The organism is Streptomyces sp. NBC_01707 (assembly GCF_041438805.1).
In the GTDB taxonomy this organism is placed as follows: domain Bacteria; phylum Actinomycetota; class Actinomycetes; order Streptomycetales; family Streptomycetaceae; genus Streptomyces.
In genome coordinates this window covers 8,174,163-8,197,290 of record NZ_CP109190.1, presented here as the reverse complement: position 1 = coordinate 8,197,290, position 23,128 = coordinate 8,174,163, and the positions used below count along the sequence as shown (strand labels likewise).

Below are 23,128 nucleotides of genomic sequence, written 5' to 3'. Positions count from 1 at the left end.
CCGCCTTTCAGGTGGCCGGTCACCTCCGTCGGCCCGGGGCAGCAGGGTGCCGGTGGCCAGCACCGTCCCCGGCGCGGTGCGCGCTGCGCGCCGCAGCCGCCCTCGGCGCAGCACGCGTCCTGATCCGGTCACGGAAGGCCCACCGGCCCGCCCCGCGTCGGAGCCCCGTCCGTGGTGCGGCGCGGCGCCGCGTGCAGAGCGCTGATCCCGAGGTGGAGGACGTACACCCCGCCGCGGAGTGGAGAACACTCCGGCCGAGGCGGGGGGGGTGACATCCGCCATTGGTGTGCGGGTACCGGTCCAGGGCCGACCTGCGCCCCGGTCGATGCGGGGATCGGCACGGCGGTGGTGCCTGAGACGGTCGCCGCGATGGCGCCGACGCACCCGTCCACGCGACGGGGAAACCGCGCCTGTCCGGCGGACCATCGCTGTGGCGCACCTCGGCGAGTGGGCCGGCCGCGACGCTGTGCGCACTGCCGCGCGACGGCTTCGGGAGGGCCGCTCAGTGACCATGCACGGCGACGGCCGACGACGCCATCGCTACCGCCACCGGCGACGCGACGTCCGGGCCGGGCCGGGCATGAGTCAGGGTCTGCGAGGACGGTGGTCAGGTCTGGACGGGGAACGTCCAGGGGAGCTCGATCCAGACGGTCTTGCCCCCTTCGGCGGTCGGCGTGACCGTGAGCCGTCCCCCGCACTCCTTGGCCAGGCAGCGAATGATCACCATGCCGCGCCCGTTGTCCTGCCGCACGGCAGCGGGCAGTCGCTGGGGCCAGCGGGGGTGACTGTCCGTCACCCCGAGATGCAGCTGTTCCTCCCGCTCCAGCCGCAGGTCCACCGTGAAGGTGGGCGACTGGCCGAAGGTGTGCTGGACGGCGTTGGTGGTGAGCTCGGAGACGATGAGCCGGATGGTGTCGGCAGTCTCCGTGTCATCGGGGAGACCCCAGTCGGCGAGCACTTCCGCCACGTATCTCCGGGCCGAGGAGACCGAGAGCGGCTCGCTCGGCAGAGTGACACGTGCTTCTTGATGGTCTGCCATGGCGAGCCGTCCTTTTCCCGCCCGGACCGACCCGCGATCGACCCGGGATGCGCTTCGCGCCAGACTGCCACTGATCCGGCCCTCCGTGACGGCGATCCACCAAGATATGCATATATCTGTCGCTCGAAGCGGTGAACTATGGCCCGGAATAACGCACATGGGCGGCAAGATGGCCCCTCGGCACGAGAGGGAGGGAGGCCGCGCATGCAGCACGGTCCCACGGTGCGCCGCCGCAAGCTCGGGGAGGAGCTGCGGAGTCTGCGCCACACGTCCGGACTGACGAGTCGTGACGCTGCACAGCTGCTCGGCTGGCATCAGTCGAAGGTGAGCCGGATCGAGACCGGTACCAGCGGTGTGAAACCGGCCGATGTGAGCCGACTGCTGGATGCCTACGGTCTGGACGACCCGCAGTTGCGGACGCTACTCGAGACGCTCGCGGGCTCGGCGGGCGGCGGCGGAACCGGCTGGTGGCACGCCTACCGCGGTCTCATCCCGCCCCAGTACCGGGACTTCATCAGTCTGGAGTCCCAGGCCCGAACCGCCCGCACGCTGGAGACCTCGGTGGTGCCGGGGCTCCTGCAGACCGCCGATTACGCGCGTGCGGTGACCCGTGCGTCGCTGGACGGACTGCCCGCCGGCCAGCTGGACTCGCTGGTGGAAGTGCGGCTGGCCCGGCAGGGGGTGCTCCGTACCGAGCCGCCGCTACGGCTGACCGCGGTGCTCGACGAGGCGGTGCTGCGGCGCGAGGTCGGCGGGCGCCGGGTGATGCGCAATCAGCTGCGCCATCTGATCCGGGTCGCCCAACTCCCCCATGTAGAGCTGCAGTTGTTGCCGTTCTCAGTGGGTGGATACATGGGACTCACCGGACCTTTCATTATCTTCTCCTTTCCGAACACTTCTGATCTGGATGTGGTCGTTCTCGACCACTTGACGAGTAGCCTCTACCTGGAACGGAAAGAAGACCTTGAGGCGTACAGCTCGGCCTTCTGCACTTTGCAGGCACACGCGCTGTCGCCGGAGCACTCGTTGGACCTGATCGCCGCGATCGACCGCGACGGTTAGTGCCGCGACCGGCACTGTTCGCCCGACGGGGCGAAGCTTGCCGGGAGGGGCACCAGGAACCTCAGACTGCCCGAGGGGGCCCGATGTCCGATTGCCTCGCAGAGCACGAGTTACGGTGGCGGCGCAGCAGCCGCAGCACAGGGATGAACAACTGCGTGGAAGCAGCTCCGTTCGGCCCGGAGCGGCTTGCCGTGCGGGACTCCAAGGACGTGTCCAGGCCGCCGCTGCGGTTCTCGGCGGCGGCCTGGAAGTCGTTCGTCTCCGGCCTGACCGACGGCACGGCCGACTGACGGGCCGGCTCACCGGCCGTTTCGCGGCTCCGGTCAGGCCGCCGGAGCCGTCCGCAGGACGGTCTCCACCGCGTTCGCGATCTGCGCCTCCGTCAGATCGGCGCGGGCCGTGAGCCGCAGCCGCGAGATGCCGTCCGGGACCGACGGCGGGCGGAAGCAGCCCACCGCGATCCCGGCCGTGCGGCAGTCGGCCGCCCAGCGCACCGCCGCGTCCGCCGAAGGCGCCCGCACAGAGACGACGGCCGCGTCGGGACGCACCGCGGTCAGCCCTGCGGCGGTCAGCCGTTCGTACAGGGCGGTGGCGACCGTACGGGCCCTGCCTGCCCGTTCCGGCTCGCGGCGCAGCAGACGCAGGCTCGCGAGGGCGGCGCCCGCGGCGGCCGGTGCGAGCCCGGTGTCGAAGATGAACGTACGGGCCGTGTTGACCAGATGGTCGATCACCCGGGCCGGTCCGAGGACCGCGCCGCCCTGGCTACCCAGGGACTTGGAGAGGGTGGCTGTGGCGACGATCCCCTCGCCGCCCGCGAGACCGGCGGCGGCGAGCGCGCCGCGCCCGCCCTCACCGAGCACTCCCAGCCCGTGCGCGTCGTCGACGAGCAGCGCGGCCCCCCGCGCACGACAGACATCGGCCAGTCCGCGCAGTGGTGCGGCGTCACCGTCGACGGAGAAGACCGAGTCGGTGACGGCCAGGGCGCGGCCGTCGTGCGCGTGCAGCGCCTTCGCGACGGCCTCGGGGTCGGCATGCGGTACGACGGCGGTCTCGGCCCGGGAGAGCCGGCATCCGTCGACGATGGAGGCGTGGTTGCCCGCGTCGGAGACGATCAGGGAGCCCCGGCCGGTGAGGGCGGTGAGCGCGGCGAGATTGGCCGCGTAGCCGGAGGAGAGGACCAGGGCCGCCTCGAAACCGCAGAATGCGGCCAGTTCGCGTTCAAGTCCGGCGTGCAGTTCGGTGGAACCGGTGACCAGCCGGGAGCCGGTGGCGCCCGCACCCCACCGGTGCGCGGCCTCGGCGGCGGCCGCGGTCACCTCGGGGTGCCGGGTGAGACCCAGGTAGTCGTTGCTCGCGAGGTCCAGCAGTTCCGGTTCGGCGGGCCGGGGGCGGAGCGTGCGGACGAGTCCGGCGTCCGCACGGCGGCGGGCCTCGTCGTCGATCCAGTCGAACGGGGCGAGGGGCATGGCGACGGTCCCTTTTGTAGGCAGCTCACAGACCCTAACCGGGGGCGCAGCCGGGCATGGTGTGGCAATACACACACCCTCTGTGGGCTCTGTTGTCCGGTTCCTCCTTGGCTGAGGGCGGTGGAGTAGGCAAGGATCATCGCCATGGACCTCCTGAACACGCTGGTGGACAAGGGGCTGCGGCGCGAGCTGCCGACCCGAGAAGAAGCGCTCGCCGTGCTGGCGACCTCCGACGACGATCTGCTCGAAGTGGTGACCGCGGCCGGAAAGGTACGCCGCCAGTGGTTCGGCCGGCGGGTGAAGCTGAACTATCTGGTCAACCTCAAGTCGGGGCTCTGCCCCGAGGACTGCTCGTACTGCTCGCAGCGGCTCGGCTCGAAGGCCGAGATCCTCAAATACACCTGGCTGAAGCCGGACGAGGCGTCGAAGGCCGCCGCCGCCGGGGTGGCGGGCGGCGCCAAGCGTGTGTGTCTGGTGGCGAGCGGCCGCGGTCCGACCGACCGCGACGTCGACAGGGTGTCGCAGACGATCGAGGCGATCAAGGAGCAGAACGAGGGCGTCGAGGTGTGCGCCTGCCTGGGTCTGCTCTCCGAGGGGCAGGCCGGCCGTCTGCGGTCGGCGGGCGCCGACGCGTACAACCACAACCTCAATACGTCGGAGGGGACGTACGGGGACATCACCACCACCCACACCTATGCGGACCGGGTGGAGACCGTGCAGCAGGCGCAGGCGGCGGGGCTCTCCGCGTGCTCCGGTCTGATCGCCGGCATGGGGGAGAGCGACACCGATCTGGTCGATGTCGTCTTCTCGCTGCGCGAGCTGGACCCGGACTCGGTTCCGGTGAACTTCCTGATCCCGTTCGAGGGCACCCCGCTCGCCAAGGAGTGGAACCTCACCCCGCAGCGCTGCCTGCGCATTCTGGCGATGGTCCGGTTCGTCTGCCCGGATGTCGAGGTCCGGCTCGCAGGCGGCCGCGAGGTGCATCTGCGCTCGATGCAGCCGCTCGCCCTGCACCTGGTCAACTCGATCTTCCTGGGCGACTATCTGACCAGCGAGGGCCAGGCGGGGCAGGCCGATCTGGACATGATCGCGGACGCCGGTTTCGAGGTGGAGGGCGCGGGTACGACGACGCTGCCCCGGCACCGCACGGAAGCGGGGACGGAACCGGAGGCCGGCGGCGGTTGCGGCGGACACTCCACGGGCTGTGCGCCCTGTGGTGACGTGGCCGACGGGCCCACGGTCGTCGACGCCGAGGCTCCGGCCGCGCGCACGGATCTGGTGGCGGTTCGCCGACGCGGCGCGGGGACGGATCTCGCCCCCAATGCCTGACCCTCTCTCCCCCGCAGAGCTGCGGACCCTGGACCGGGCCCACGTCTGGCACCCGTACGGCCCGATGCCGGGCCGGCAGGAGCCGCTGATCGTGGAGTCCGCGTCCGGGGTGCGGCTCCGGCTCGCCGAACCTGCGCATGGGCAGCACGAGTTGATCGACGGCATGTCCTCGTGGTGGTCGGCGGTGCACGGCTACAACCATCCGGTGCTCAACGAGGCGGCGCGCGGCCAGCTGGACCGGATGAGCCATGTGATGTTCGGCGGCCTCACCCATGAGCCCGCCGTGCGGCTGGCGGCCCGGCTGGTCGAGATCACGCCGGAGCCGCTGCGCCACGTCTTCCTCGCCGATTCCGGTTCGGTGTCGGTCGAGGTCGCGGTGAAGATGTGCCTGCAGTACTGGCATTCCACCGGCAGGCCGGCCAAGAAGCGGCTGCTGACCTGGCGCGGCGGCTATCACGGGGACACCTGGCAGCCGATGTCGGTGTGCGACCCCGAGGGCGGGATGCACGGGCTGTGGTCGGGCGCGCTGCCCCGGCAGGTGTTCGCCGACGAGCCGCCCGGCGGTTTCGACACGCAGCCGGACGAGGCGTACGTACGGCACCTGCGGGACCTGATCGCGCGCCATGCCGATGAGCTGGCCGCGGTGATCGTGGAGCCGGTGGTGCAGGGTGCGGGCGGGATGCGGTTCCACTCCCCCGCTTATCTGCGGGCGCTGCGCGAGGCGTGCGACGCACATGACGTGCTGCTGGTGTTCGACGAGATCGCCAGCGGTTTCGGGCGTACGGGGAAGCTGTTCGCCGCCGGACACGCCGGGATCTCTCCCGACGTCATGTGCGTCGGGAAGGCGCTGACCGGTGGCTACCTCACGCTGGCGGCCACGCTGTGCACCTCACGGGTGGCGGACGGCATCTCGCGCGGAGAGGTGCCCGTGCTGGCACACGGCCCGACGTTCATGGGCAACCCACTGGCTGCCGCCGTCGCACTCGCCTCGATCGATCTGCTGCTCGGCCAGGACTGGGAGCAGGAGGTCAAACGGCTGGAGAACGGGCTGCTGGACGGTCTTGCCGGTGCGCGTTCGATCGCGGGTGTACGGGACGTACGTGTCCTCGGCGCCATCGGCGTCGTACAGCTCGATCACGACGTGAACATGGCTGCGGCCACCGAGGCCGCGGTCCGCGAGGGCGTGTGGCTGCGTCCGTTCCGGGACCTGATCTACACGATGCCGCCGTATGTGACCGGCGACGACGATCTGGCGCGCATCTGCCGTGCGGTGTGCGCCGCAGCGCGGGAGGGCTGAGATGCCGGTACTGGTAGTGAGCGGCACGGGTACGGAGATCGGTAAGACGGTCGTGACGGCGGCGGTGGCCGCTGTGGCGGTCGCCGCCGGACGTTCGGTGGCCGTGCTCAAGCCGGCCCAGACGGGTGTCGCGCCGGGGGAACCGGGCGATGTCTTCGAGGTGCGCCGGCTGGCGGGCGAAGCGGTCACCGGCGTCGAACTGGCTCGGTTCCCCGAGCCGTTGGCGCCGGACACGGCGGCCCGGCGGGCGGGCATGGCTCCCGTGCATCCGGAACAGATCGCGGCAGCGGCCGAGAAACTCGCGACCGAGCACGATCTGGTGCTGGTCGAGGGGGCGGGCGGGCTGCTCGTACGGTTCGACGAGGAAGGCGCCACTCTCGCGGACGCGGCCCGGCTGCTGGCCGCCCCGGTTCTGGTCGTGACGTCTGCCGGACTCGGCACACTCAACACGACCGCGCTCACCTCGGAGGCCCTGCGGGCACGGGGGCTCGGGTGCCTCGGGGTGGTGGTGGGCAGCATGCCCGCCGAGCCGGACCTGGCCGCGCGCTGCAATCTCAGTGATCTTCCGGTGGTGGCGGGTGCGCCGCTGGTGGGCGTGGTGCCCGCCGGGGCGGGGGCGCTGACGCCGGCCGACTTCCGTACCCGGGCCACGAGTTGGCTGGCGGCGGAGCTGGGCGGGATCCGGACCGCTCACTGAGCCGCGGAGCGGAGCCGGACGGAAAATCCGGCCGTCGGCTGCACGCCTGAGCGGCGCGGGACGGGGGAGAATCCAAGTAGCCGTACTGTGCCGGTCGGGCTTCTCCGGTCGGTTTCGGGCGAGTCCGGCCCGCCCGCGCCGAGCGGTCCGGCGGAGCCGACCCGGTGGAGCCGGTCCTGTCGAGGAGGTCTGTCATGCGCCTGCGGAGCACGAAGATCCCGAAGGACGCGGTGCACCATCCGGTCTTCGCCCGGGTCTATGCCCGCATGAGCGTGGCCGCCGAGACCCGATCCGGCATGGCGGCGATCCGCGCGGATCTGCTCACGGGTCTGTCGGGACGCATCATCGAGATCGGCGCGGGGAACGGCCTGAACTTCGCCCACTACCCGCCGGCCGTGTCCGAAGTGGTGGCGATCGAACCGGAGTGGTGCCTGCGGCAGTTGGCGCTGCGGTCCGCGCTGCGTGCCGGTATGCCGGTGGATGTCGTGCCGGCCGCCGCGGAGGCCCTGCCGGTGAAGAGCGAGGCGTTCGACGGGGCCGTCGCGTCACTCGTGCTGTGCAGCGTACGGAACGTGGAACGCTCGCTCGCGGAGATCCTCCGGGTGCTGCGCCCCGGCGGGGAGCTGCGTTTCTTCGAGCACGTACGGGCCGACGACCGCGCCATGGCGACGACCCAGCGGGCACTGGACCGGACGGTGTGGCCGATGGTGTGCGGTGGGTGTCACACATCGCGGGACACGCTCGCCGCGATCGAGAGGGCCGGGTTCGTGGTGGAGGAGTACCGCAGGGTCAGGATGCCGAAGAGGGGGATCCGGCTCCCCACCTCCGCGTGCGTGCTGGGCGTGGCCCGCCGGACGACCGCGGTGGACTGACCCCTTCGGTCCTCCTGTTCCAGCTTGTCCGCGAACGCCGCCAGTGCGTCGGCCGGCTCCTTCGTCGAAACCCCGCGCAGGAGGAGGAGTCACAGGCTCCATTGGCGGAGCTCGTCGGCGATGGCCCGGACGTCGGCCTTGCCCTCCTTGACGAGCCGGGCCAGATCGCGCACCTGTTCGGGCGAAGTGATGACCTTCAGTCCGGAGGCGACGAGATAGCCGTAGGCGACGGCGGAGGCGAACATCGCGTTGGAGTGTTCCAGCGCCGGGACATGGAGCAGCAACTGCAGAAGCGCGGCGGCCCTGATGTGCGGGTCGCTGTATACGGGGCTGCCGAAGATCTCCGCCTCGTGACGGGCGACCGCGGCGACGAGCGCACCCCAGTCGACGACCTGAGGATCGCCGGGCGTCTTGTGCTCGGCGACCATGAGCAGCCAGGAAAGGTCGATCCGGAGGTTCAACGGGTGCCTTTGCGCTCCGGGCCGAACTCTTCGGCGAAGACCGACTCGTACTGCTTCATGAAGTCGGCAGCGGCTTCGACAAAAGTATGTCCGACTTCGCCCGCATCCTGTTTGACGAGCTCCTCTATGTAGCGGTTCACGCTCATCCCCCTCTGCAGCGCGCGCTGCCGCGCGGCCTCGGCGGTGGCCTCGTCCACTCGTACGTTCAGCTGAGTCTTGGGCACATCAACACGCTAGCGCGGTATTGCTAGCACAGGCAAGGGGAGCGGTTCGACATACGGACCACGCTCTCCCTCGGCAGAGTGTGTGGCCTGTCCATCGATCAGCCCGGCGCGAGGAGAGGTCATGGCAAGGCCGTTTCGATTCGGAGTGAACATGCTGACGCCGGCCGGCGGGACGGACTGGCGGACCCGCTGCCGCCGCGCGGAGCAGCTCGGATACGACGTCATCCTGGTCCCCGACCACCTGGGCCTGCCGGCATCTCCCGCGCTGCGGCGAACCGCCGGTAGGCGGCGACGCCCGAGCGCATCAACGGCCACCGAACGCGGTCCGTTCGTCACGCTCCGATCCTCGCGGCGGACCGGGTCCCCCGCTTCTGCACCGGCCGGATGCGCCCGCCGTCGCGCGGGGCCACCCTGGAGTCATGGCGACACCACCGATCACCATCCACGCACCCACCCCGTCCGGCGCCCGGCCCGTAACCGTGCACGTCAACAATCGCGACGAGAGACTCGGGCTCGCGCACAGCGACAACGACCTCATCGTGTTCCTCGCCGACGCCGGACTGGCCGACCCTAAACGGATCCTCGACAACCGCGCCGTGGTCCAGTGGCAGGGCGCCGAAGCCCACCAGTACAAGGCCACCTGATTCACGCTGCGCGCGAGCGGTAGTCAGTCCAGCCGGGTCAGGTCCGGCCGTAGCCGTTGCCAGACCGGATGGCGCAGGCGGCCGGCCGTGGTCCACTCCGAGGCGGTGACCTCCGCGACCAGTCGCGGCTCGACCCAGTGCGCGTCCGCCACCCGGACCGGGTCGGCGAACGGAGACGTCGGGCGCGCGAGGACCGCCAGATAGGCGGCCAGTTCGCCCAGCTCACGCTCGGACATCCCCGACCCCACCGAACCCGCGTAGCGCAGGCCGTCCGGCGCGTCCACGCCGACCAGCACCGCGCCCGGCACCTCCCCGGCCGCGCCTCTCCTCCGTGTCCAGCCGCCGATGACCACGTCCAAGGTCTCGACCCTCTTGGTCTTGCGCCAGTTCGGCGAGCGGACCCCCGGCGTGTACGGCGAGGAAAGCCTCTTGGCGACCACGCCTTCCAGGCGCTCGCGCACCACGGCTTCCCACGTCCGGGCACCGTGTCCGCGCACGTATCCGGGCGCCGACCAGTGCGGACCGGCCAGCCCCAGCCCCGACAGGACCTGACGTCGCTCGAGGTAGGAGGAATTGAGCAGCGAGCGGCCGTCCAGGAACATCACGTCGAAGACCACGAGCTGGACGGGTGTCCGCTGTGCCAGGCGAGTGGCGTGGCGTGCGTTCACCACCCCCATCCGGCGCTGGAGCAACCCGAAGTCGGGCCGCCCCTCGGTGTCCAGGACCACGACCTCACCGTCGAGGACGACACCCCGCCCACGCAGGATCCCGCCCAGCGCCTGCAGTTCGGGATAGGTCACGGTGATGTCGTTGCCCGCCCGGGAGGTCAGCCGCACGGTTCCGTCGCCTGCACCGGTCAGGACGCAGCGGGCACCGTCCCATTTGGCCTCGAACGCCCAATCCTCGTCGTGCACCGGCAGCGGCCCCGGCACGGCCAGCATCGGTGCGATCGACGGAGGCGCGAAAGGGGCGCGCCCGCGGTTCGGTGCCATACCTTCGATGATCGAACGCCGCGCATGACTCCGCAGGACCGGTCCGGGCTGCGGCTCCCGATTCCTCGGTGCGGAAAACGTTGGCCGAACGGGCCGGCGTTCTGATTGGCTCACCCGATGAGTGATCTCCACATTCGTTGCGCCGACCTCTCGGACATCGACGCCGTGCTGCACTTCTGGAGCGAAGCCGCAGAAGGAACCAGCATCAGCGACGACCACGACGGGGTGGCCCGGCTCATCTCAAGAGACCCCGAAGCCCTGCTCCTCGCCGAGCGTGACGGTCTCCTCGCGGGAACCGTCATAGCCGGATTCGACGGTTGGCGATGCTCCGCCTACCGGCTGGCCGTACACCCGGACTGCCGTCGGCAAGGCATCGCCACCGCCTTGCTGGCAGCAGCGGAACAACGATTCATCGACCTGGGCGGGCGACGGGTCGACGCCATGGTCCTGGAAGCCAACGAGCGGGCGCACCACGCTTGGGCTGCCGCCGGTTACCACCGCGAGGATCACTGGCGACGCTGGGTGAAACCGCTGTAGGCACAGGCAGACAGCCCTCGCAGGCCGCGGAGCCGGTCGGCGAACACCCGCAGAGCGGGCGACTTTGCCGACCCTTTACTATAGGTACACCGTCGACCCGTACTCCCGAAAGGTGTGAGCGTCCGCCCATGGGCGAGCCTCCCAGTAGAAGCCGACATCGCCGACATCGAGCGATCCTCCTCTCCCTGCCCGATCATGGGACGGAGGTGAACCGATGACCGAAGTGCTCCTGCTGCTCGTGGCGGTACTGCTCTCGCTCGCCTGCGGCGCCTTCGTCGCGGCCGAATTCTCGCTGACCACCGTCGAGCGCGGTCAACTGGAAAGGGCGGTGGCGCAGGGCGAGCGGGGCGCGGCGAGCGCCATGAAGGCGGTTCGCAGCCTCACCTTCCAGCTCTCCGGCGCACAGCTCGGCATCACCGTCACCAACCTGGTCGTCGGCATGATCTCCGAACCCTCGATCGCGAAACTGATCCGCGGTCCGGTCGAGGCGACCGGGCTGTCCCCGAGTGTGGCGTCCTCGGTGGCGCTGGTGCTCGGAACGGCACTGTCCACGGTGTTCCTGATGGTCGTCGGTGAACTCGTCCCGAAGAACTGGGCGATCTCCTCGCCACTCGCCATGGCGAAGACCGTGGCCACCCCGCAGCGGGCCTTCACCGCGGTCTTCCGGCCCTTCATCAGCCACCTCAACAACACGGCCAACCGGATCGTGCGTCGCGTCGGTCTCGAACCGACCGAGGAGCTGGCCTCAGCCCGCAGCCCGCAGGAGCTGGTGGCGCTGGCCCGTCACTCCGCGAAGGCAGGCGCGCTGGAAGCGGACACCGCGGAACTCTTCGTCCGCACCCTCAATCTCGCAGATCTGACTGCGGAGAATGTGATGACCCCACGGGTGCAGGTCACCGCGCTGGAGGTGCAGGCGACCGCCGAGGACGTCGCGAACGCCACCCGGGCGACCGGACTGTCCCGCTTCCCTGTCTACCGGGGCAGCCTCGACACCGTCGTCGGCGTCGCGCACATCAAGGACGTGCTGGCGATCCCGGCCGAGGAGAGGCCACGCACACGCGTGTCGGAGATGCTGCGCGAGCCCCTGCTCGTACCGGAGACCCTCACCGTGGACCGGCTGCTCGACCGGCTGTCGGGCAAGCTCGCGATGGCCGTGGTCATCGACGAGTACGGCGGCACGGCCGGAGTCGTCACGCTGGAGGACATCGTCGAGGAAGTGGTCGGCGAGGTACGCGACGAGCACGACCCGCACGAGACGCCGGACCTCGCACCGGCCGGTGAGGACGCCTACGGACGCACCCTCTGGTCGGCCGACGGCGCCGCCCGCACCGACCAGCTGCGGACCATCGGACTGCGGGTGCCGGAAGGACCGTACGAGACGCTCGCCGGGCTGATCGCCACGGAGGTGGGCCGGATCCCGGCCGTGGGCGACTCGATCGAGCTGGCGGGCTGGCGGCTCGATGTGGCGGACGCCTCGGGGCGCCGCGCGGCGCGGGTGCTGCTGCACGCACCGCTGCCCGGCTCCGACGACGTCACGGAGGACGGACGATGACTGCCGTCCAGCTCTTCATCGGTCTGCTGACCCTGGTCGCCAACGCGTTCTTCGTCGGCGCCGAGTTCGCGCTGATCTCCGTACGCCGCAGCCAGATCGAGCCCCAGGCCGAGGCCGGGAACCGGCGGGCGCGGAGCGTCATCTGGGGTCTGGAGCACGTGTCGGCGCTGCTCGCGGCGGCGCAGCTGGGCATCACACTGTGCACGCTGGTCCTGGGTATCGTCGCCGAACCGGCCATCGCGCATCTGCTGGAGCCCGTCTTCGACGTGGTGGGTGTGCCGCACGGACTGGTCCATCCGATCTCGTTCGTGATCGCACTGGCCGTGGCGACGTATCTGCACATGCTGCTCGGCGAGATGGTGCCGAAGAACATCGCGCTGGCGGAGCCGGTACGGACCGCGCTGATACTCGGTCCGCCGCTGGTCACCCTTGCCAGGGCGCTGCGCCCGGTGATCTTCACGGTGAACGCCTTCGCCAACACCCTGCTGAGACTTCTGCGGGTGGAGACGAAGGACGAGGTGTCCGCCACGTTCTCCGACGACGAACTGGCCCGTCTGGTGAAGGACGCCGGTGACGCCGGCCTCGTCGACGACCGCGCCGCCGAGCGTCTGCGGCACGCCCTGGAGCTGGGCCGCCGCCCGGTACGGGATGTGGTGCTGCCGGTCGACCAGGTGGTGTACACCCGGGTCGGGACGACACCCGAGGAGCTGGAACGGCTCTCGTACGAGTCGGGTTTCTCGCGTTTCCCGGTGATGGACAGCGAGCAGCGGATCCAGGGCTATCTCCATGTGAAGGACGCCCTGGACGCCACACCGCGCGATGTCCCGTTCCCGGTGACGGCCATGCGGCCGATCGCCCGGGTGCGGGCCGCGACACCGCTCGACGATGTGCTGACGGCACTGCGAAGGAGTCGCACACACCTCGCGGCGGTGCTCGACGAGGACGACAAGCTGGCCGGACTGGTCACGATGGAGGACGTCCTGCGCGAGCTGGTGGGACGGCCGCAAGCACGCTGACGGTGCCGGTGCGGGCCGTGTGGTGGTCAGGCGTACGCGCCGGCCCCACGGCCCGCACCGCCCGCCGGGCTCGGTCCGGTCTCCGTGAAAGGCGCCGGACCCCACCGCGATACGATCGCATCGCCATGGAAATGAATGCCTCCTACACCAGTCTTGTCGCGGTCGGCGACTCGTTCACCGAGGGAATGTCGGACCTGCTGCCGGACGGTTCGTACCGCGGCTGGGCCGATGTCCTCGCCGGCCGGCTCGCCACCCGCTCCCCCGGGTTCCGGTACGCGAATCTCGCCGTGCGCGGAAAGCTGATCCGCCAGATAGTCGACGAGCAGGTCGAAGCGGCGGCCGCCATGCAGGCGGATGTCGTGACGCTCGTGGGCGGTCTCAACGACACGCTGCGGCCGAAGTGCGACATGGGCATGGTGCGCGGGCAGCTGGAGGAGGCCGTGGAGCGTCTGGCGCCGGCGTGCAAGAAGCTGGTGCTGATGCGCAGCCCCGGGCGCAACGGCCCGGTGATGGAGCGGTTCCGTCCGCGCATGGAGGAGCTGTTCACCCTGGTCGACGAGTTGGCGAACCGGCACGGGGCGCTGGTCGTCGATCTGTACGGAGCTCCGGCGCTGGGAGATCCCCAACTGTGGGACGTCGACCGGCTGCATCTGACCGACGAGGGCCACCGCAGAGTTGCCGAGGCGGTCTGGCAGACGCTGGGACTTCCGGCCGAGAACGACTGGCAGACGCCTCTTCCCGCCGCCGTACCTCCTCGGTGGGCGACGCGGCGCGTCGACGACCTCCGCTTCGCACGCCGGCATCTGGCTCCGTGGATCGGCCGCCGTCTGACCGGCCGGTCGTCCGGCGACGGACGGACCGGCGCCCAATTCAGCGCCGAGCTCGGGAAGGCCTTCTGGGTCACCCCCGAGGACGACCGGGCCCCGGGCCCGGTGGCGACGTGGCGCCGGGTGGACGGCGCCTGCTAGGAGGCAATCCTGTCGGGGCTGCCGGGCGCAGTTCTCGAACCGGTCATCCGCCTCGGGTCAGGCATCGGCCACCCCGGGCCGCCGATGTCAGCCGTGACAGGTGCTGCAGTTGCTGTCACTGAGGTGGGGGCCGCGTCGCCAGTCCGGGGGCGGAGCCCATGACGCGCTGCGGGTGGCCTGCCGCTGTTCGGCGAACTCGCGGTTGGTGAGCGTCTGCCTGCGATGGGCGTCAGGGAGGTCCGGCATCGACAGGAGCCGGTCGCAGGCTCCGAGCGAGCCGTCGATGTCTCCGACCCGGTTGGCGGTGATCGAGTACTCGAAGAGCAGCCCCCATCGGTACACCCACGGCTGGACGAACAGCAGGTCTTCCGGCGGTTCGCGGTCGACGCAGGCGCTGACGAACGCGTGCGCGGCGCGGTGGCGGCCGAGGCCGCGCAGCCGCGAGGAGAGCTCGTAGCAGGCCTCGAGCCGTTGCGGCCGCGACTCCCAGGCCCGCGAGAGCGCATCCATGGCGGCCGGCCAGTCGCCGGCATCGGCCTTGAGGATTCCGGCCTGCAGCAGTGAGCAGTACACCTCCTCGCCCCAGCCGCCCATCCGCGCGCGGCGCTCGTAGAGGGCGATCGCCTTGTCCCTGTCGCCGAGATCCCGCATGGTCTGCGCCAGATAGAAGACGGTCCGGGCGTTGTCGGGGTCGCGCTCGAGTTCGGCACCGAGCAGTCGTGCATCCCGCTCGTACTTGTCGTGCCGCATCCCGCCGTCGGCGTGGTCCTCGACGACGAGCGCGTCGAGAGTCCGCCGGTCGTCGCGCTGGTCGGAGGTGAGGTACTCATGGGTGACGCCTTCGTACCGCCAGGCGATGTCGCCGCGGACCAGACGCTTGACGCGGCACTCGGTCGCGCCCTCGTGCCGCAGCAGATACGAGTCGGCGGTCAGCCGGGGCAGCGGCCCCTGCCTGCGGATCACCAGATCGGCGTCGAGAAGGAGCAGATAGTCGGCCTTGGCGTGGGCGTGCCTGATGTTCAGGGTCCGGTTGTGGCCGAAGTCCACCCAGGGCTCCTCGTGGAGTTCGCCCGGGATGCCGTCGAGAGCGGCGCGGATCAGCTGCTGCGTTCCGTCGCTCGAACCGGTGTCGGAGATCACCCAGGTGTCGATCAGGTCGCGAACCGAGGCGAGGCAGCGCCCGATGACGTGGGCCTCGTTCTTGACGATCATGCACAGGCAGATGGACGGCTTCACGGCGACACCAATCCCGGACGTACGAGTCCGGGCGACCTTATTGACGGGGCGTCCGGGAACGGTGGCGGCTCGCCGGTGCCACCTCCCGGATCACCTGTCGCGTGCGTACCGTCAGGGCAGAGGGTCACAGGGCGTGCGGTGTCCCGCTGTCGGGCTCGGGGCAACACCGCACTCCACGATGCCCCGCGTCCGCACCGACGGGTCCGGGCTCAGCGCGCGTCGGAGTTGCCCCCGGCGTTCTTCCCGGTTCCCTTCGCCTCCGGGGCCGCCGGTGTCCCTTCCGGCTTCTCCTTCTGGCCGGTCCCGTTCCCCTTCGACGGCTGAGCGGCGAGGAGGCCGTCGCAGTAGTCCGGCACCGCCGACACGCCGCCGGCCGCCGACGCCAGCCGATCGAAGGCCGTCGCGTCCGCGGCCTTCCCGCTGCCCTGCACGTGGCGGTACGCACGGCAGAGCGCCACATCATCCTGTGCCTGGTCGGGGTGGCGGGAAGCACGCCCGGTGGCCGGGGCGTCCGTCGGTCCTTGCTGCGTACGGTCCGCGCGCGGCGTCGGCGTACCCCGATGACTGCCGCCGGGCTCGGCAGGCCGGCTGTTCGCCGGGTGTGCGGGGCGCGGCCGGTCGTGGCCGCCCTCCCCGAACGGTCCCGACATCGTCCCCGAGCCGGCGGCCATCGCGACCCCACCCAGCGCCACCACCGCCGTGAGGCCGGCGACGACGGCCCGGACCGAGCGCACTCCGCGCCACCGCTCGACCGGACGCCAGTCGTCACGCCGACGGCGCCGCAGCAGCGACACCGGTGCGTGCGCGCCCTCGTCGCGCGCCGCCCGGAACGCGTCCAGTGCCCGCTGCTCGGCAACGGGGCCGGTTTCCCCGGTGCGCTGCGCGGCTGTCAGCAGGGCGGCCACTTCGGGGGTCACCGGCACTCCGGTGACCCGCTGCGTTTCATCTCTCATGTCTCATCTCTCAGCGTGCGCCGCGCCGCAGACGTCACAGTGCCCGACCCCGCCGAGGTGATGCACTCGGCCAGTCGCTTCAGTCCACGGTGGGCGGAGGTGCGTACGGCCCCTGCTCGCTTGCCGAGCACACGCGCCGTCGCGGGGCCGTCGAGACCGACGACGACGCGCAGCAGAACGGCTTCCGCCTGCTCCCGCGGCAACTGTCCGATGAGCGCGAGCGCCTGCTCGGTGGAGAGCGTCTCCAGAGCGGCCGCGGCCGTGTCATGACCACTGGGCAGTTCGAGGACGTCCTGCTCCAGGAATGCGGTGCGCGGCCGCCGCTTCTGTCTGCGCAGATGGTCGAGCGCCCGGTGCCGGGCGATCGTCGCGGTCCAGCCGCGGAAGCCGGCCCCGTCCCCGCGGAACCGCCCGAGATCGCGGGAGATCTCCAGCCAGGCGTCCGAGGCCACGTCCTCGCCGTCCTCGCCGACCAGGCCCCGTACGTATCCGAGCAGCCCGGGATGGACCATCCGGTACGCCACCGCGAATGCTTCCTCGTCCCCCTGCTGCGCCCGCTCCACCGCAGCGCCGAGCTCGGCGTCGTCCACTTGCCCGCGGTGTTGTTCCCCGCCCTTGGTCACACTTTCCTCTTCGTACCGACTGCGTCGGACGCGCGCCGCCCCGGCACCGCTCACGGTGCCCATGCCCCCGAGCACGCGAGCCTCTCGACCAGTTCTGCGTGACGGCGCACAGAAATGTCACAGCAAGGGCCCCGCAACGCCGAGGGCACTCACCGGGGCAGCCGCCGCCGGGCGGACGTGAATCGCAGTCAGGAGGGACCGCACCCACGTCTGAAGGCCTCAAGGACCCGACAAGTCGTGTGACTCACGGCACACTTCACTGATCCTTGTGACGTTTCGAACCCCGGGTGCGCTGGGTACACCAGGCCGCCTGTGTGACGGGTGGGTCTCCAGCAAACTTCTCTGAGGGGTGGGGCATTTGAGCCCGCGCACGTCGCATGCGTACAGACCGATGAGCCTGAAACGCCGCGCCTGGCTGACCGTCGGCGCTGTCGTTCTCGGTGGGGCCGGAGTGGTGACGGTGGCGATGGCCAACCCGTCCGACGGCCCGGCCGAACCCAAGGGGCCGGAGGTTCGACCGGCGAAGCTGCGGTCGGTCGCGATCGACGGCGGCACGGCCAGGGAGCGGCAACTGCCGGCTACGGACACCGCGGCCTTCTCGATGGTCGGCATCGGCTGGGACGGCGCGGCCGAGGTCGACGGCACCGCCGAAGTGCGTACACGGGCTGCCGGGACCGGCAAGTGGTCGCCCTGGCGCGAGCTGGAGGTGTCGGCCGACGGGCCGGACGGACGGGAACTGACGGCCGCCAACCGGGCCACCGAGCCGATGTGGGTCGGGGCGTCGGACGCCGTGCAGGTGAAGGTGGGGTCGGGGCGGTCGGGCAAGGCGCTGCCGAAGAACCTGAAGCTGCACATGGTCGATCCAGGGGTCAGCAAGACCGAGTCCAGGAACCCGGCGGAGGCGACCCCCGCACCCAGCGGGCCGGAGAACGCGGCGTTCGCACTGGAAGGGACGCCGACACCCACCGTGTCGGACACAGCCGACGCTCCCACGGACTCCGCCACACCGACCGATCCCGCCACGCCGTCGGCCACGGTGACCACCGCACCCACGGAGACCGCCACCGGCACCCCGACGGAGACGGCGACGGCCACCCCCACGGACACGGCCACCCCCACCCCCGTGCCCACCGCGCCGCCGTCGACCGTCAACCGGCCGCCGATCATCAGCCGCGCCCAGTGGGGCGCCGACGAGTCGATGGTCGAGGATCCGCCCGAGTACATCGACAAGGTGCAGGCGGTCTTCATCCACCACACCGTCGACACGAACAACTACAGCTGTGGCGACTCGGCCGCCATGATCCGCGCGATCATGACGTACCACGTGAAGACCGAAGGCTGGAACGACCTCGGCTACAACTTCCTGGTCGACAAGTGCGGCCAGATCTTCGAGGGCCGCGCCGGCGGCACCGATCTCCCGGTCAAGGGGGCGCACACATACGGCTTCAACTCCTACTCGACGGGCATTTCCCTGCTCGGCAACTTCGAGACGGGCAGGCCGACGCCGGCCGCGCTCCAGTCCGCGGCACGCATCGCCGCGTGGAAGCTCGGCCAGTACGGTGTGAGCCCCACCGCCAAGGTGACGCTGACCCGTCTCGTCACCGACTCCGACGGCAGCACCCACCCCGACGGTGACGTCACGTTCAACACCGTCGCCGGACACCGCGACGGCTTCGCCACCGCGTGCCCCGGTGCGAACCTGTACGCCAAGCTCGGTGCCATCCGGACGTACGCGACCAACGGCACCCGCAACGCCGCGATCCCGACCACCGACTTCAACCGGGACGGCATCACCGACCTTGTGGTCGGCCTGCCGAAGGCGGCGAGCAGCAGCGGAAGCGTCACCGTGCTGCCCGGCACCGAGGACGGCCCGAGCCCGACGGCGAAGCGGACGCTGAACCAGAGCAGTGCGGGGGTGCCCGGCAGCTCCGAGGCGGGCGATCTGTTCGGCTCGTCCAACGCCTGGGGCGACGTGAACGGCGACGGACACGCCGACCTGCTCATCGGTGGGCCCGGCGAGGACATCACGCAGGCCGACAACGGCACCGTCGTCGTGATGTACGGCCCCGCCCTCACGACCGGCAAGAGCTATTCGGTCACCGCTTCGGGCCGGATCGGCGGCGAGAAACTCGGTACGACCGTCACCGCCGGCGACTTCAATGCCGACGGCAAGGCCGACATCTTCTCCGTCGCGCCGGGCAAGCCCGGCCGCTGGTGGGTCTGGGACGGGAAGACCGGTGCGGCCAGGTCCGGTTACCTGAACAGCGCCGCGTACACCGCCGCCGTGGGCTACGCGGCCGCGGTCACCGGCGACTTCAACAAGGACGGCTACGCGGACGCCGCCGTCAGTTACCGCGACCCGAGCGGCATCGGACGCCTGCTGTGGCTGAAGGGGTCCACCACCGGACTCCAGCGCGTCGGCATCCTCGACGCACGCGGCGGACGCTCGCTCGCCGCCGGTGACATCAACGGCGACGGCGCCACCGACCTGGCGGTGGGCCAGCCGTCCGCCACCGAGTCCGGGCACACCGCCAAGGGTGGCGCGGTGACAGCCGTGTTCGGTTCGTCCGGCGGACTGACCTCGACCGGCCGCAGGACGATCCACCAGGACACCACCGGTGTACCGGGCGGCGGCGAGACCGGCGACGACATGGGAGCGTCCGTCTCCATCGGCGATGTCGACCTCGACGGGTACGGCGACATTCTCACCGGCGCGCCGGGCGAGGACATCACCCGCAGCGGCGTGAACGAGAGCAACGCCGGCCAGGTCTTCCTGATCCGCGGCTCCGCCACCGGCCCCACCGGCACCGGGGCCGTCGGATACAGCCAGGACACCACGGGCATCCCCGGCGCCACCGAGCCCAACGACCGACTCGGCTCGTCCGTGTCCCTCACCGACCTCTCCGGCTACAGCCGGGCGGACATCGCGATCGGCGCGGACGGCGAGGACGCCAACAACGGCACGATCCTGCAGATCGACAACACCAGCACCTCAGGAATCAAGACGGACACCGGCCTCTACTACGGGGTGTCGGCGCTCGGTTCATCCACCGGGATCCGGATCGGACTGACGCTGGCGCCGTAACTCCCCGTCCCGCGCCGGACACGGACACCGGAGCCCCTCGGCCTGACCCGAGGGGCTTCGGTCATGTGGTGCGGCAGACGGCCACCGTTTCGTTCACCTTCGATCTGTACGGTGCGCCGGTACAGCGGTGCAGGTGAAGCAAGGGAGCAGCTCGGGGTGGATGCGATGGGCGGTGCGGCCGGCGATGGTGTGAACAGCGGCGCGGGCGACAACGGACTGAGGCGTCGCCTGGGGCTATTCGACGCGGTGGTCATCGGCCTGGGCTCGATGATCGGAGCAGGTGTCTTCGCCGCGCTCGCTCCGGCCGCCCGCGCGGCCGGGTCGGGGCTCCTGATCGGTCTGGCGGTGGCCGCCGTCGTGGCGTACTGCAACGCCACGTCGTCGGCGCGGCTCGCGGCCCGCTATCCGGCCTCCGGCGGCACGTACGTCTACGGGCGTGAGCGTCTGGGCGAGTTCTGGGGCTACCTGGCGGGCTGGACTTTCGTCGTCGGAAAGACGGCCTCCTGCGCGGCCATGGCCCTGACCGTCGGCGCCTACGCCTGGCCCGGGCAGGCCCATGCGGTGGCGGTCGGCGCGGTGGTGGCGCTCACTGCCGTGAACTGCCTGGGGGTCCAGAAGTCCGCATGGCTGACCAGGGTCATCGTGGCCGTGGTCCTCGCGGTCCTCGCAGCCGTCGTCACCGCGTGCCTCACCGGCGGCGTCGTCCAGGCGTCCCGAATGGCACCGGGTTCCGACGCCACGGTGGGCGGAGTCCTGCAGGCCGCTGGGCTGCTGTTCTTCGCCTTCGCCGGATATGCCCGCATCGCCACGCTGGGCGAGGAGGTCCGGGAGCCGGCTCGCACGATCCCACGAGCCGTCCCCGTGGCTCTCGGGATCACACTGATCGTGTACGCGGCCGTCGGCATGGCGGTGCTGTCGGTACTCGGGCCCGCCCGGCTGGCCGATGCCACAGCACCACTGGCGGAGGCGGCCCGTGCCGCCGGCGCTCCCGCACTGGTGCCGGTGGTCCGCGCGGGTGCGGTGGTCGCCGCGCTCGGTTCGCTGCTCGCGCTGCTGCTCGGGGTCTCCCGTACGACGCTGGCGATGGCCCGCGACCGCCACCTGCCGCACGTCCTGGCCGCCGTCCATCCCCGTTTCGGCGTCCCGCACCGTGCCGAAGTCGCCGTGGGCGCCGTCGCCGCACTCGTCGCCGCCACCGGCGATGTCCGTGGCGCGATCGGGTTCTCCTCCTTCGGCGTACTGCTGTACTACGCCATCGCCAACGCGTCCGCCCTCACCCTCACACCGGCCGAGGGCCGCCCCTTGCGCGCGGTTCCGGTCCTCGGTCTGGCCGGCTGCCTGGTCCTCGCTGTCGCCCTTCCCGTGCCATCGGTGCTGGCGGGCGCAGCGGTGGCGCTGCTCGGTGCGGTTGCGTTCGGCCTCCGCAGGGGGCGGACCGCGCGTTCCTGAACCGGGAACCGGCAACGCGGGTGAAGGCGGACTGCGGAGCATGCCCGGCCACACCGGAAGGCCCGAAGCCGAGGTCCGGGCCACTCCCCCGCACGAGCGACCGCGTTCGTAGTAAGCCACAAACCGGGCCGCGGCGCTGGCCTGCAGAAACCGCCAGTAGAATCTGGACACGTGACTGCTGTGTCTGCGAAGCCTCGCATCCCCAATGTCCTGGCCGGCCGCTATGCCTCCACCGAGCTGGCTGTCCTCTGGTCCCCCGAGCAGAAGGTGAAGCTGGAGCGCCAGCTGTGGCTGGCGGTGCTGCGCGCTCAGAAGGACCTCGGGATCGAGGTGCCCGACGCCGCCCTCGCCGACTACGAGCGGGTCCTCGACCAGGTCGACCTGGCGTCCATCGCCGAGCGTGAGAAGGTCACCCGGCACGACGTGAAGGCACGGATCGAAGAGTTCAACGCTCTCGCCGGGCACGAGCAGGTCCACAAGGGCATGACGTCCCGCGACCTCACCGAGAACGTCGAGCAGCTGCAGATCCGGCTCTCGCTCGAGCTGATGCGTGACCGCACGGTGGCCGTCCTCGCCCGGCTCGGCAGGCTGGCCGGCGAGTACAGCGAGCTGGTCATCGCCGGTCGTTCCCACAATGTCGCCGCCCAGGCGACCACCCTCGGGAAGCGCTTCGCCACGGCCGCGGACGAGCTGCTCGTGGCGTACGGACGGCTCGAGGACCTGCTGGGCCGCTACCCGCTGCGCGGCATCAAGGGCCCCGTCGGCACGGCGCAGGACATGCTCGATCTGCTGGGCGGCGACGCCGCGAAGCTCGGCGAGCTGGAACAGCGCATCGCCGGCCACCTCGGCTTCGGTCAGGCCTTCACCTCGGTCGGTCAGGTCTACCCCCGCTCGCTCGACTACGATGTGGTGACCGCGCTGGTGCAGCTGGCCGCCGCGCCCTCGTCCGTCGCGAAGACCATCCGGCTGATGGCCGGGCACGAGCTGGTCACCGAGGGCTTCAAGCCGGGTCAGGTCGGCTCCTCCGCGATGCCGCACAAGATGAACACCCGCTCCTGCGAGCGTGTCAACGGTCTGATGGTGATCCTCCGCGGCTACGCCTCGATGACCGGTGAGCTGGCGGGCGACCAGTGGAACGAGGGCGATGTGTCCTGCTCCGTGGTCCGCCGGGTGGCCCTCCCGGACGCCTTCTTCGCGTTCGACGGTCTGCTGGAAACCTTCCTCACGGTGCTCGACGAGTTCGGGGCGTTCCCCGCAGTCGTGGCCCGCGAACTGGACCGGTATCTGCCGTTCCTCGCCACGACCAAGGTGCTGATGGGTGCCGTCCGCGCCGGCGTCGGCCGCGAGGTCGCCCACGAGGCGATCAAGGAGAACGCGGTCGCCTCGGCCCTGGCCATGCGCGAGCAGGGCACGGAGCGAAACCAGCTGCTGGACAAGCTGGCTGCCGACGACCGCATCCCGCTGGACCGCGCCCAGCTCGACGCCCTGATGGCCGACAAGCTCTCCTTCACGGGAGCGGCGGCCGACCAGGTCACCGCGCTCGTCGCCAGGATCGAGGAGATCACCAAGCAGCACCCGGAGGCCGCCGGATACACGCCGGGCTCCATCCTCTGACGGCCGGAACCA

General features: G+C 70.8%; 22 protein-coding genes. 14 read left to right on the top strand and 8 right to left on the bottom strand.

Annotation, left to right across the window (positions count from 1 at the left end):
• Positions 1-607: 607 nt before the first annotated feature.
• Positions 608-1,039, bottom strand: a complete 432-nt coding sequence (locus tag OG963_RS36750) for an ATP-binding protein (protein ID WP_030921879.1) — start codon at positions 1,037-1,039, stop codon at positions 608-610.
• Positions 1,040-1,243: 204 nt separating this feature from the next.
• On the opposite strand from OG963_RS36750, the gene OG963_RS36745 reads away from it, so the two are divergent.
• Entirely contained in the window at positions 1,244-2,101 is an 858-nt protein-coding gene (locus OG963_RS36745) for a helix-turn-helix transcriptional regulator (protein WP_093777553.1), read from the top strand.
• Positions 2,102-2,184: 83 nt separating this feature from the next.
• Complete coding sequence (locus OG963_RS36740; RefSeq protein ID WP_030921874.1) at positions 2,185-2,391, top strand: DUF397 domain-containing protein; 207 nt, start codon at positions 2,185-2,187, stop codon at positions 2,389-2,391.
• 33 nt (positions 2,392-2,424) lie between these two features.
• Here OG963_RS36740 and OG963_RS36735 read toward each other — a convergent pair whose 3' ends face one another.
• Positions 2,425-3,567 carry an 8-amino-7-oxononanoate synthase gene (locus OG963_RS36735; protein WP_093777551.1) on the bottom strand — a complete coding sequence of 381 codons (1,143 nt, stop codon included), beginning with the start codon at positions 3,565-3,567 and terminating at the stop codon, positions 2,425-2,427.
• A gap of 144 nt (positions 3,568-3,711) precedes the next feature.
• Here OG963_RS36735 and bioB point away from each other — a divergent pair, with 144 nt between their 5' ends.
• The 4 genes from bioB (at position 3,712) to OG963_RS36715 (ending at position 7,762) form a co-directional block, all read left to right on the top strand.
• Positions 3,712-4,896 (top strand): biotin synthase BioB, encoded by a 1,185-nt coding sequence (bioB, locus tag OG963_RS36730; RefSeq protein WP_093777549.1) that lies wholly within the window; start codon positions 3,712-3,714, stop codon positions 4,894-4,896.
• Positions 4,889-6,193 (top strand): adenosylmethionine--8-amino-7-oxononanoate transaminase, encoded by a 1,305-nt coding sequence (locus OG963_RS36725; RefSeq protein ID WP_371799852.1) that lies wholly within the window; start codon positions 4,889-4,891, stop codon positions 6,191-6,193. Before bioB ends, OG963_RS36725 begins: the two co-directional genes overlap by 8 nt.
• Position 6,194: 1 nt before the next feature.
• Entirely contained in the window at positions 6,195-6,890 is a 696-nt protein-coding gene (gene bioD, locus OG963_RS36720; protein ID WP_093777545.1) for a dethiobiotin synthase, read from the top strand.
• A 194-nt stretch (positions 6,891-7,084) separates the two neighbouring features.
• Positions 7,085-7,762, top strand: coding sequence for a class I SAM-dependent methyltransferase (locus OG963_RS36715; RefSeq protein ID WP_093777543.1), 678 nt, complete (start codon positions 7,085-7,087; stop codon positions 7,760-7,762).
• Between the two features lie 89 nt (positions 7,763-7,851).
• Here OG963_RS36715 and OG963_RS36710 read toward each other — a convergent pair whose 3' ends face one another.
• Together OG963_RS36710 and OG963_RS36705 are read right to left on the bottom strand one after the other, a co-directional pair.
• Positions 7,852-8,223, bottom strand: a complete 372-nt coding sequence (locus OG963_RS36710) for a hypothetical protein (protein WP_030921860.1) — start codon at positions 8,221-8,223, stop codon at positions 7,852-7,854.
• Positions 8,220-8,447, bottom strand: coding sequence for a hypothetical protein (locus OG963_RS36705; RefSeq protein ID WP_030921856.1), 228 nt, complete (start codon positions 8,445-8,447; stop codon positions 8,220-8,222). Before OG963_RS36705 ends, OG963_RS36710 begins: the two co-directional genes overlap by 4 nt.
• A gap of 419 nt (positions 8,448-8,866) precedes the next feature.
• Here OG963_RS36705 and OG963_RS36700 point away from each other — a divergent pair, with 419 nt between their 5' ends.
• Entirely contained in the window at positions 8,867-9,091 is a 225-nt protein-coding gene (locus tag OG963_RS36700; protein WP_030921851.1) for a hypothetical protein, read from the top strand.
• Between the two features lie 23 nt (positions 9,092-9,114).
• Here the strand turns inward: OG963_RS36700 and ligD are convergent, their stop codons facing one another.
• Positions 9,115-10,083 (bottom strand): non-homologous end-joining DNA ligase, encoded by a 969-nt coding sequence (gene ligD / locus OG963_RS36695; RefSeq protein WP_371799851.1) that lies wholly within the window; start codon positions 10,081-10,083, stop codon positions 9,115-9,117.
• A gap of 117 nt (positions 10,084-10,200) precedes the next feature.
• Between ligD and OG963_RS36690 the strand changes: the two genes are divergently transcribed.
• The 4 genes from OG963_RS36690 to OG963_RS36675 all read left to right on the top strand — a co-directional run bounded on the left by OG963_RS36690 (position 10,201) and on the right by OG963_RS36675 (position 14,156).
• A complete protein-coding gene (locus OG963_RS36690; RefSeq protein ID WP_371799850.1) occupies positions 10,201-10,620 on the top strand; it encodes a GNAT family N-acetyltransferase in 420 nt (139 codons plus the stop codon).
• A 214-nt stretch (positions 10,621-10,834) separates the two neighbouring features.
• Positions 10,835-12,172, top strand: coding sequence for a hemolysin family protein (locus tag OG963_RS36685; RefSeq protein WP_093777537.1), 1,338 nt, complete (start codon positions 10,835-10,837; stop codon positions 12,170-12,172).
• Entirely contained in the window at positions 12,169-13,188 is a 1,020-nt protein-coding gene (locus OG963_RS36680; protein WP_093777535.1) for a hemolysin family protein, read from the top strand. The genes OG963_RS36685 and OG963_RS36680 overlap by 4 nt, the downstream gene beginning before the upstream one ends.
• 125 nt (positions 13,189-13,313) lie before the next feature.
• A complete protein-coding gene (locus OG963_RS36675) occupies positions 13,314-14,156 on the top strand; it encodes an SGNH/GDSL hydrolase family protein (protein ID WP_093777533.1) in 843 nt (280 codons plus the stop codon).
• 87 nt (positions 14,157-14,243) lie between these two features.
• On the opposite strand, the gene OG963_RS36670 is transcribed toward OG963_RS36675, so the two are convergent.
• The 3 genes from OG963_RS36670 to OG963_RS36660 all read right to left on the bottom strand — a co-directional run bounded on the left by OG963_RS36670 (position 14,244) and on the right by OG963_RS36660 (position 16,968).
• Positions 14,244-15,392 (bottom strand): glycosyltransferase, encoded by a 1,149-nt coding sequence (locus OG963_RS36670; protein ID WP_256223807.1) that lies wholly within the window; start codon positions 15,390-15,392, stop codon positions 14,244-14,246.
• A gap of 209 nt (positions 15,393-15,601) precedes the next feature.
• Entirely contained in the window at positions 15,602-16,345 is a 744-nt protein-coding gene (locus OG963_RS36665; RefSeq protein WP_371799849.1) for a hypothetical protein, read from the bottom strand.
• Complete coding sequence (locus tag OG963_RS36660) at positions 16,342-16,968, bottom strand: RNA polymerase sigma factor (RefSeq protein ID WP_176902328.1); 627 nt, start codon at positions 16,966-16,968, stop codon at positions 16,342-16,344. The genes OG963_RS36665 and OG963_RS36660 overlap by 4 nt, the downstream gene beginning before the upstream one ends.
• A 391-nt stretch (positions 16,969-17,359) precedes the next feature.
• Between OG963_RS36660 and OG963_RS36655 the strand changes: the two genes are divergently transcribed.
• The 3 genes from OG963_RS36655 to purB all read left to right on the top strand — a co-directional run bounded on the left by OG963_RS36655 (position 17,360) and on the right by purB (position 23,116).
• On the top strand, positions 17,360-20,053 hold the full coding sequence (locus OG963_RS36655; RefSeq protein WP_371799848.1) for an FG-GAP-like repeat-containing protein: 2,694 nt from the start codon (positions 17,360-17,362) through the stop codon (positions 20,051-20,053).
• A 165-nt stretch (positions 20,054-20,218) separates the two neighbouring features.
• Positions 20,219-21,502 carry an APC family permease gene (locus OG963_RS36650; RefSeq protein ID WP_371800347.1) on the top strand — a complete coding sequence of 428 codons (1,284 nt, stop codon included), beginning with the start codon at positions 20,219-20,221 and terminating at the stop codon, positions 21,500-21,502.
• A gap of 171 nt (positions 21,503-21,673) precedes the next feature.
• Positions 21,674-23,116, top strand: a complete 1,443-nt coding sequence (gene purB / locus OG963_RS36645) for an adenylosuccinate lyase (protein WP_319327427.1) — start codon at positions 21,674-21,676, stop codon at positions 23,114-23,116.
• Positions 23,117-23,128: the final 12 nt, after the last annotated feature.

Excerpts from the sequence above, each read along its gene's own strand:
- OG963_RS36750 (WP_030921879.1), bottom strand. The coding sequence starts at position 1,039 with ATGGCAGACCATCAAGAAGCACGTGTCACTCTGCCGAGCGAGCCGCTC.
- OG963_RS36675 (WP_093777533.1), top strand. The coding sequence starts at position 13,314 with ATGGAAATGAATGCCTCCTACACCAGTCTTGTCGCGGTCGGCGACTCG.
- OG963_RS36665 (WP_371799849.1), bottom strand. The coding sequence starts at position 16,345 with ATGAGAGATGAAACGCAGCGGGTCACCGGAGTGCCGGTGACCCCCGAA.
- OG963_RS36650 (WP_371800347.1), top strand. The coding sequence starts at position 20,219 with ATGGGCGGTGCGGCCGGCGATGGTGTGAACAGCGGCGCGGGCGACAAC.
- ligD (WP_371799851.1), bottom strand. The coding sequence starts at position 10,083 with ATGGCACCGAACCGCGGGCGCGCCCCTTTCGCGCCTCCGTCGATCGCA.
- OG963_RS36655 (WP_371799848.1), top strand. The coding sequence starts at position 17,360 with ATGAGCCTGAAACGCCGCGCCTGGCTGACCGTCGGCGCTGTCGTTCTC.
- OG963_RS36735 (WP_093777551.1), bottom strand. The coding sequence starts at position 3,567 with ATGCCCCTCGCCCCGTTCGACTGGATCGACGACGAGGCCCGCCGCCGT.
- OG963_RS36725 (WP_371799852.1), top strand. The coding sequence starts at position 4,889 with ATGCCTGACCCTCTCTCCCCCGCAGAGCTGCGGACCCTGGACCGGGCC.
- bioB (WP_093777549.1), top strand. The coding sequence starts at position 3,712 with ATGGACCTCCTGAACACGCTGGTGGACAAGGGGCTGCGGCGCGAGCTG.
- OG963_RS36740 (WP_030921874.1), top strand. The coding sequence starts at position 2,185 with ATGTCCGATTGCCTCGCAGAGCACGAGTTACGGTGGCGGCGCAGCAGC.
- OG963_RS36680 (WP_093777535.1), top strand. The coding sequence starts at position 12,169 with ATGACTGCCGTCCAGCTCTTCATCGGTCTGCTGACCCTGGTCGCCAAC.
- OG963_RS36685 (WP_093777537.1), top strand. The coding sequence starts at position 10,835 with ATGACCGAAGTGCTCCTGCTGCTCGTGGCGGTACTGCTCTCGCTCGCC.
- bioD (WP_093777545.1), top strand. The coding sequence starts at position 6,195 with ATGCCGGTACTGGTAGTGAGCGGCACGGGTACGGAGATCGGTAAGACG.
- OG963_RS36745 (WP_093777553.1), top strand. The coding sequence starts at position 1,244 with ATGCAGCACGGTCCCACGGTGCGCCGCCGCAAGCTCGGGGAGGAGCTG.
- OG963_RS36715 (WP_093777543.1), top strand. The coding sequence starts at position 7,085 with ATGCGCCTGCGGAGCACGAAGATCCCGAAGGACGCGGTGCACCATCCG.
- OG963_RS36700 (WP_030921851.1), top strand. The coding sequence starts at position 8,867 with ATGGCGACACCACCGATCACCATCCACGCACCCACCCCGTCCGGCGCC.
- OG963_RS36690 (WP_371799850.1), top strand. The coding sequence starts at position 10,201 with ATGAGTGATCTCCACATTCGTTGCGCCGACCTCTCGGACATCGACGCC.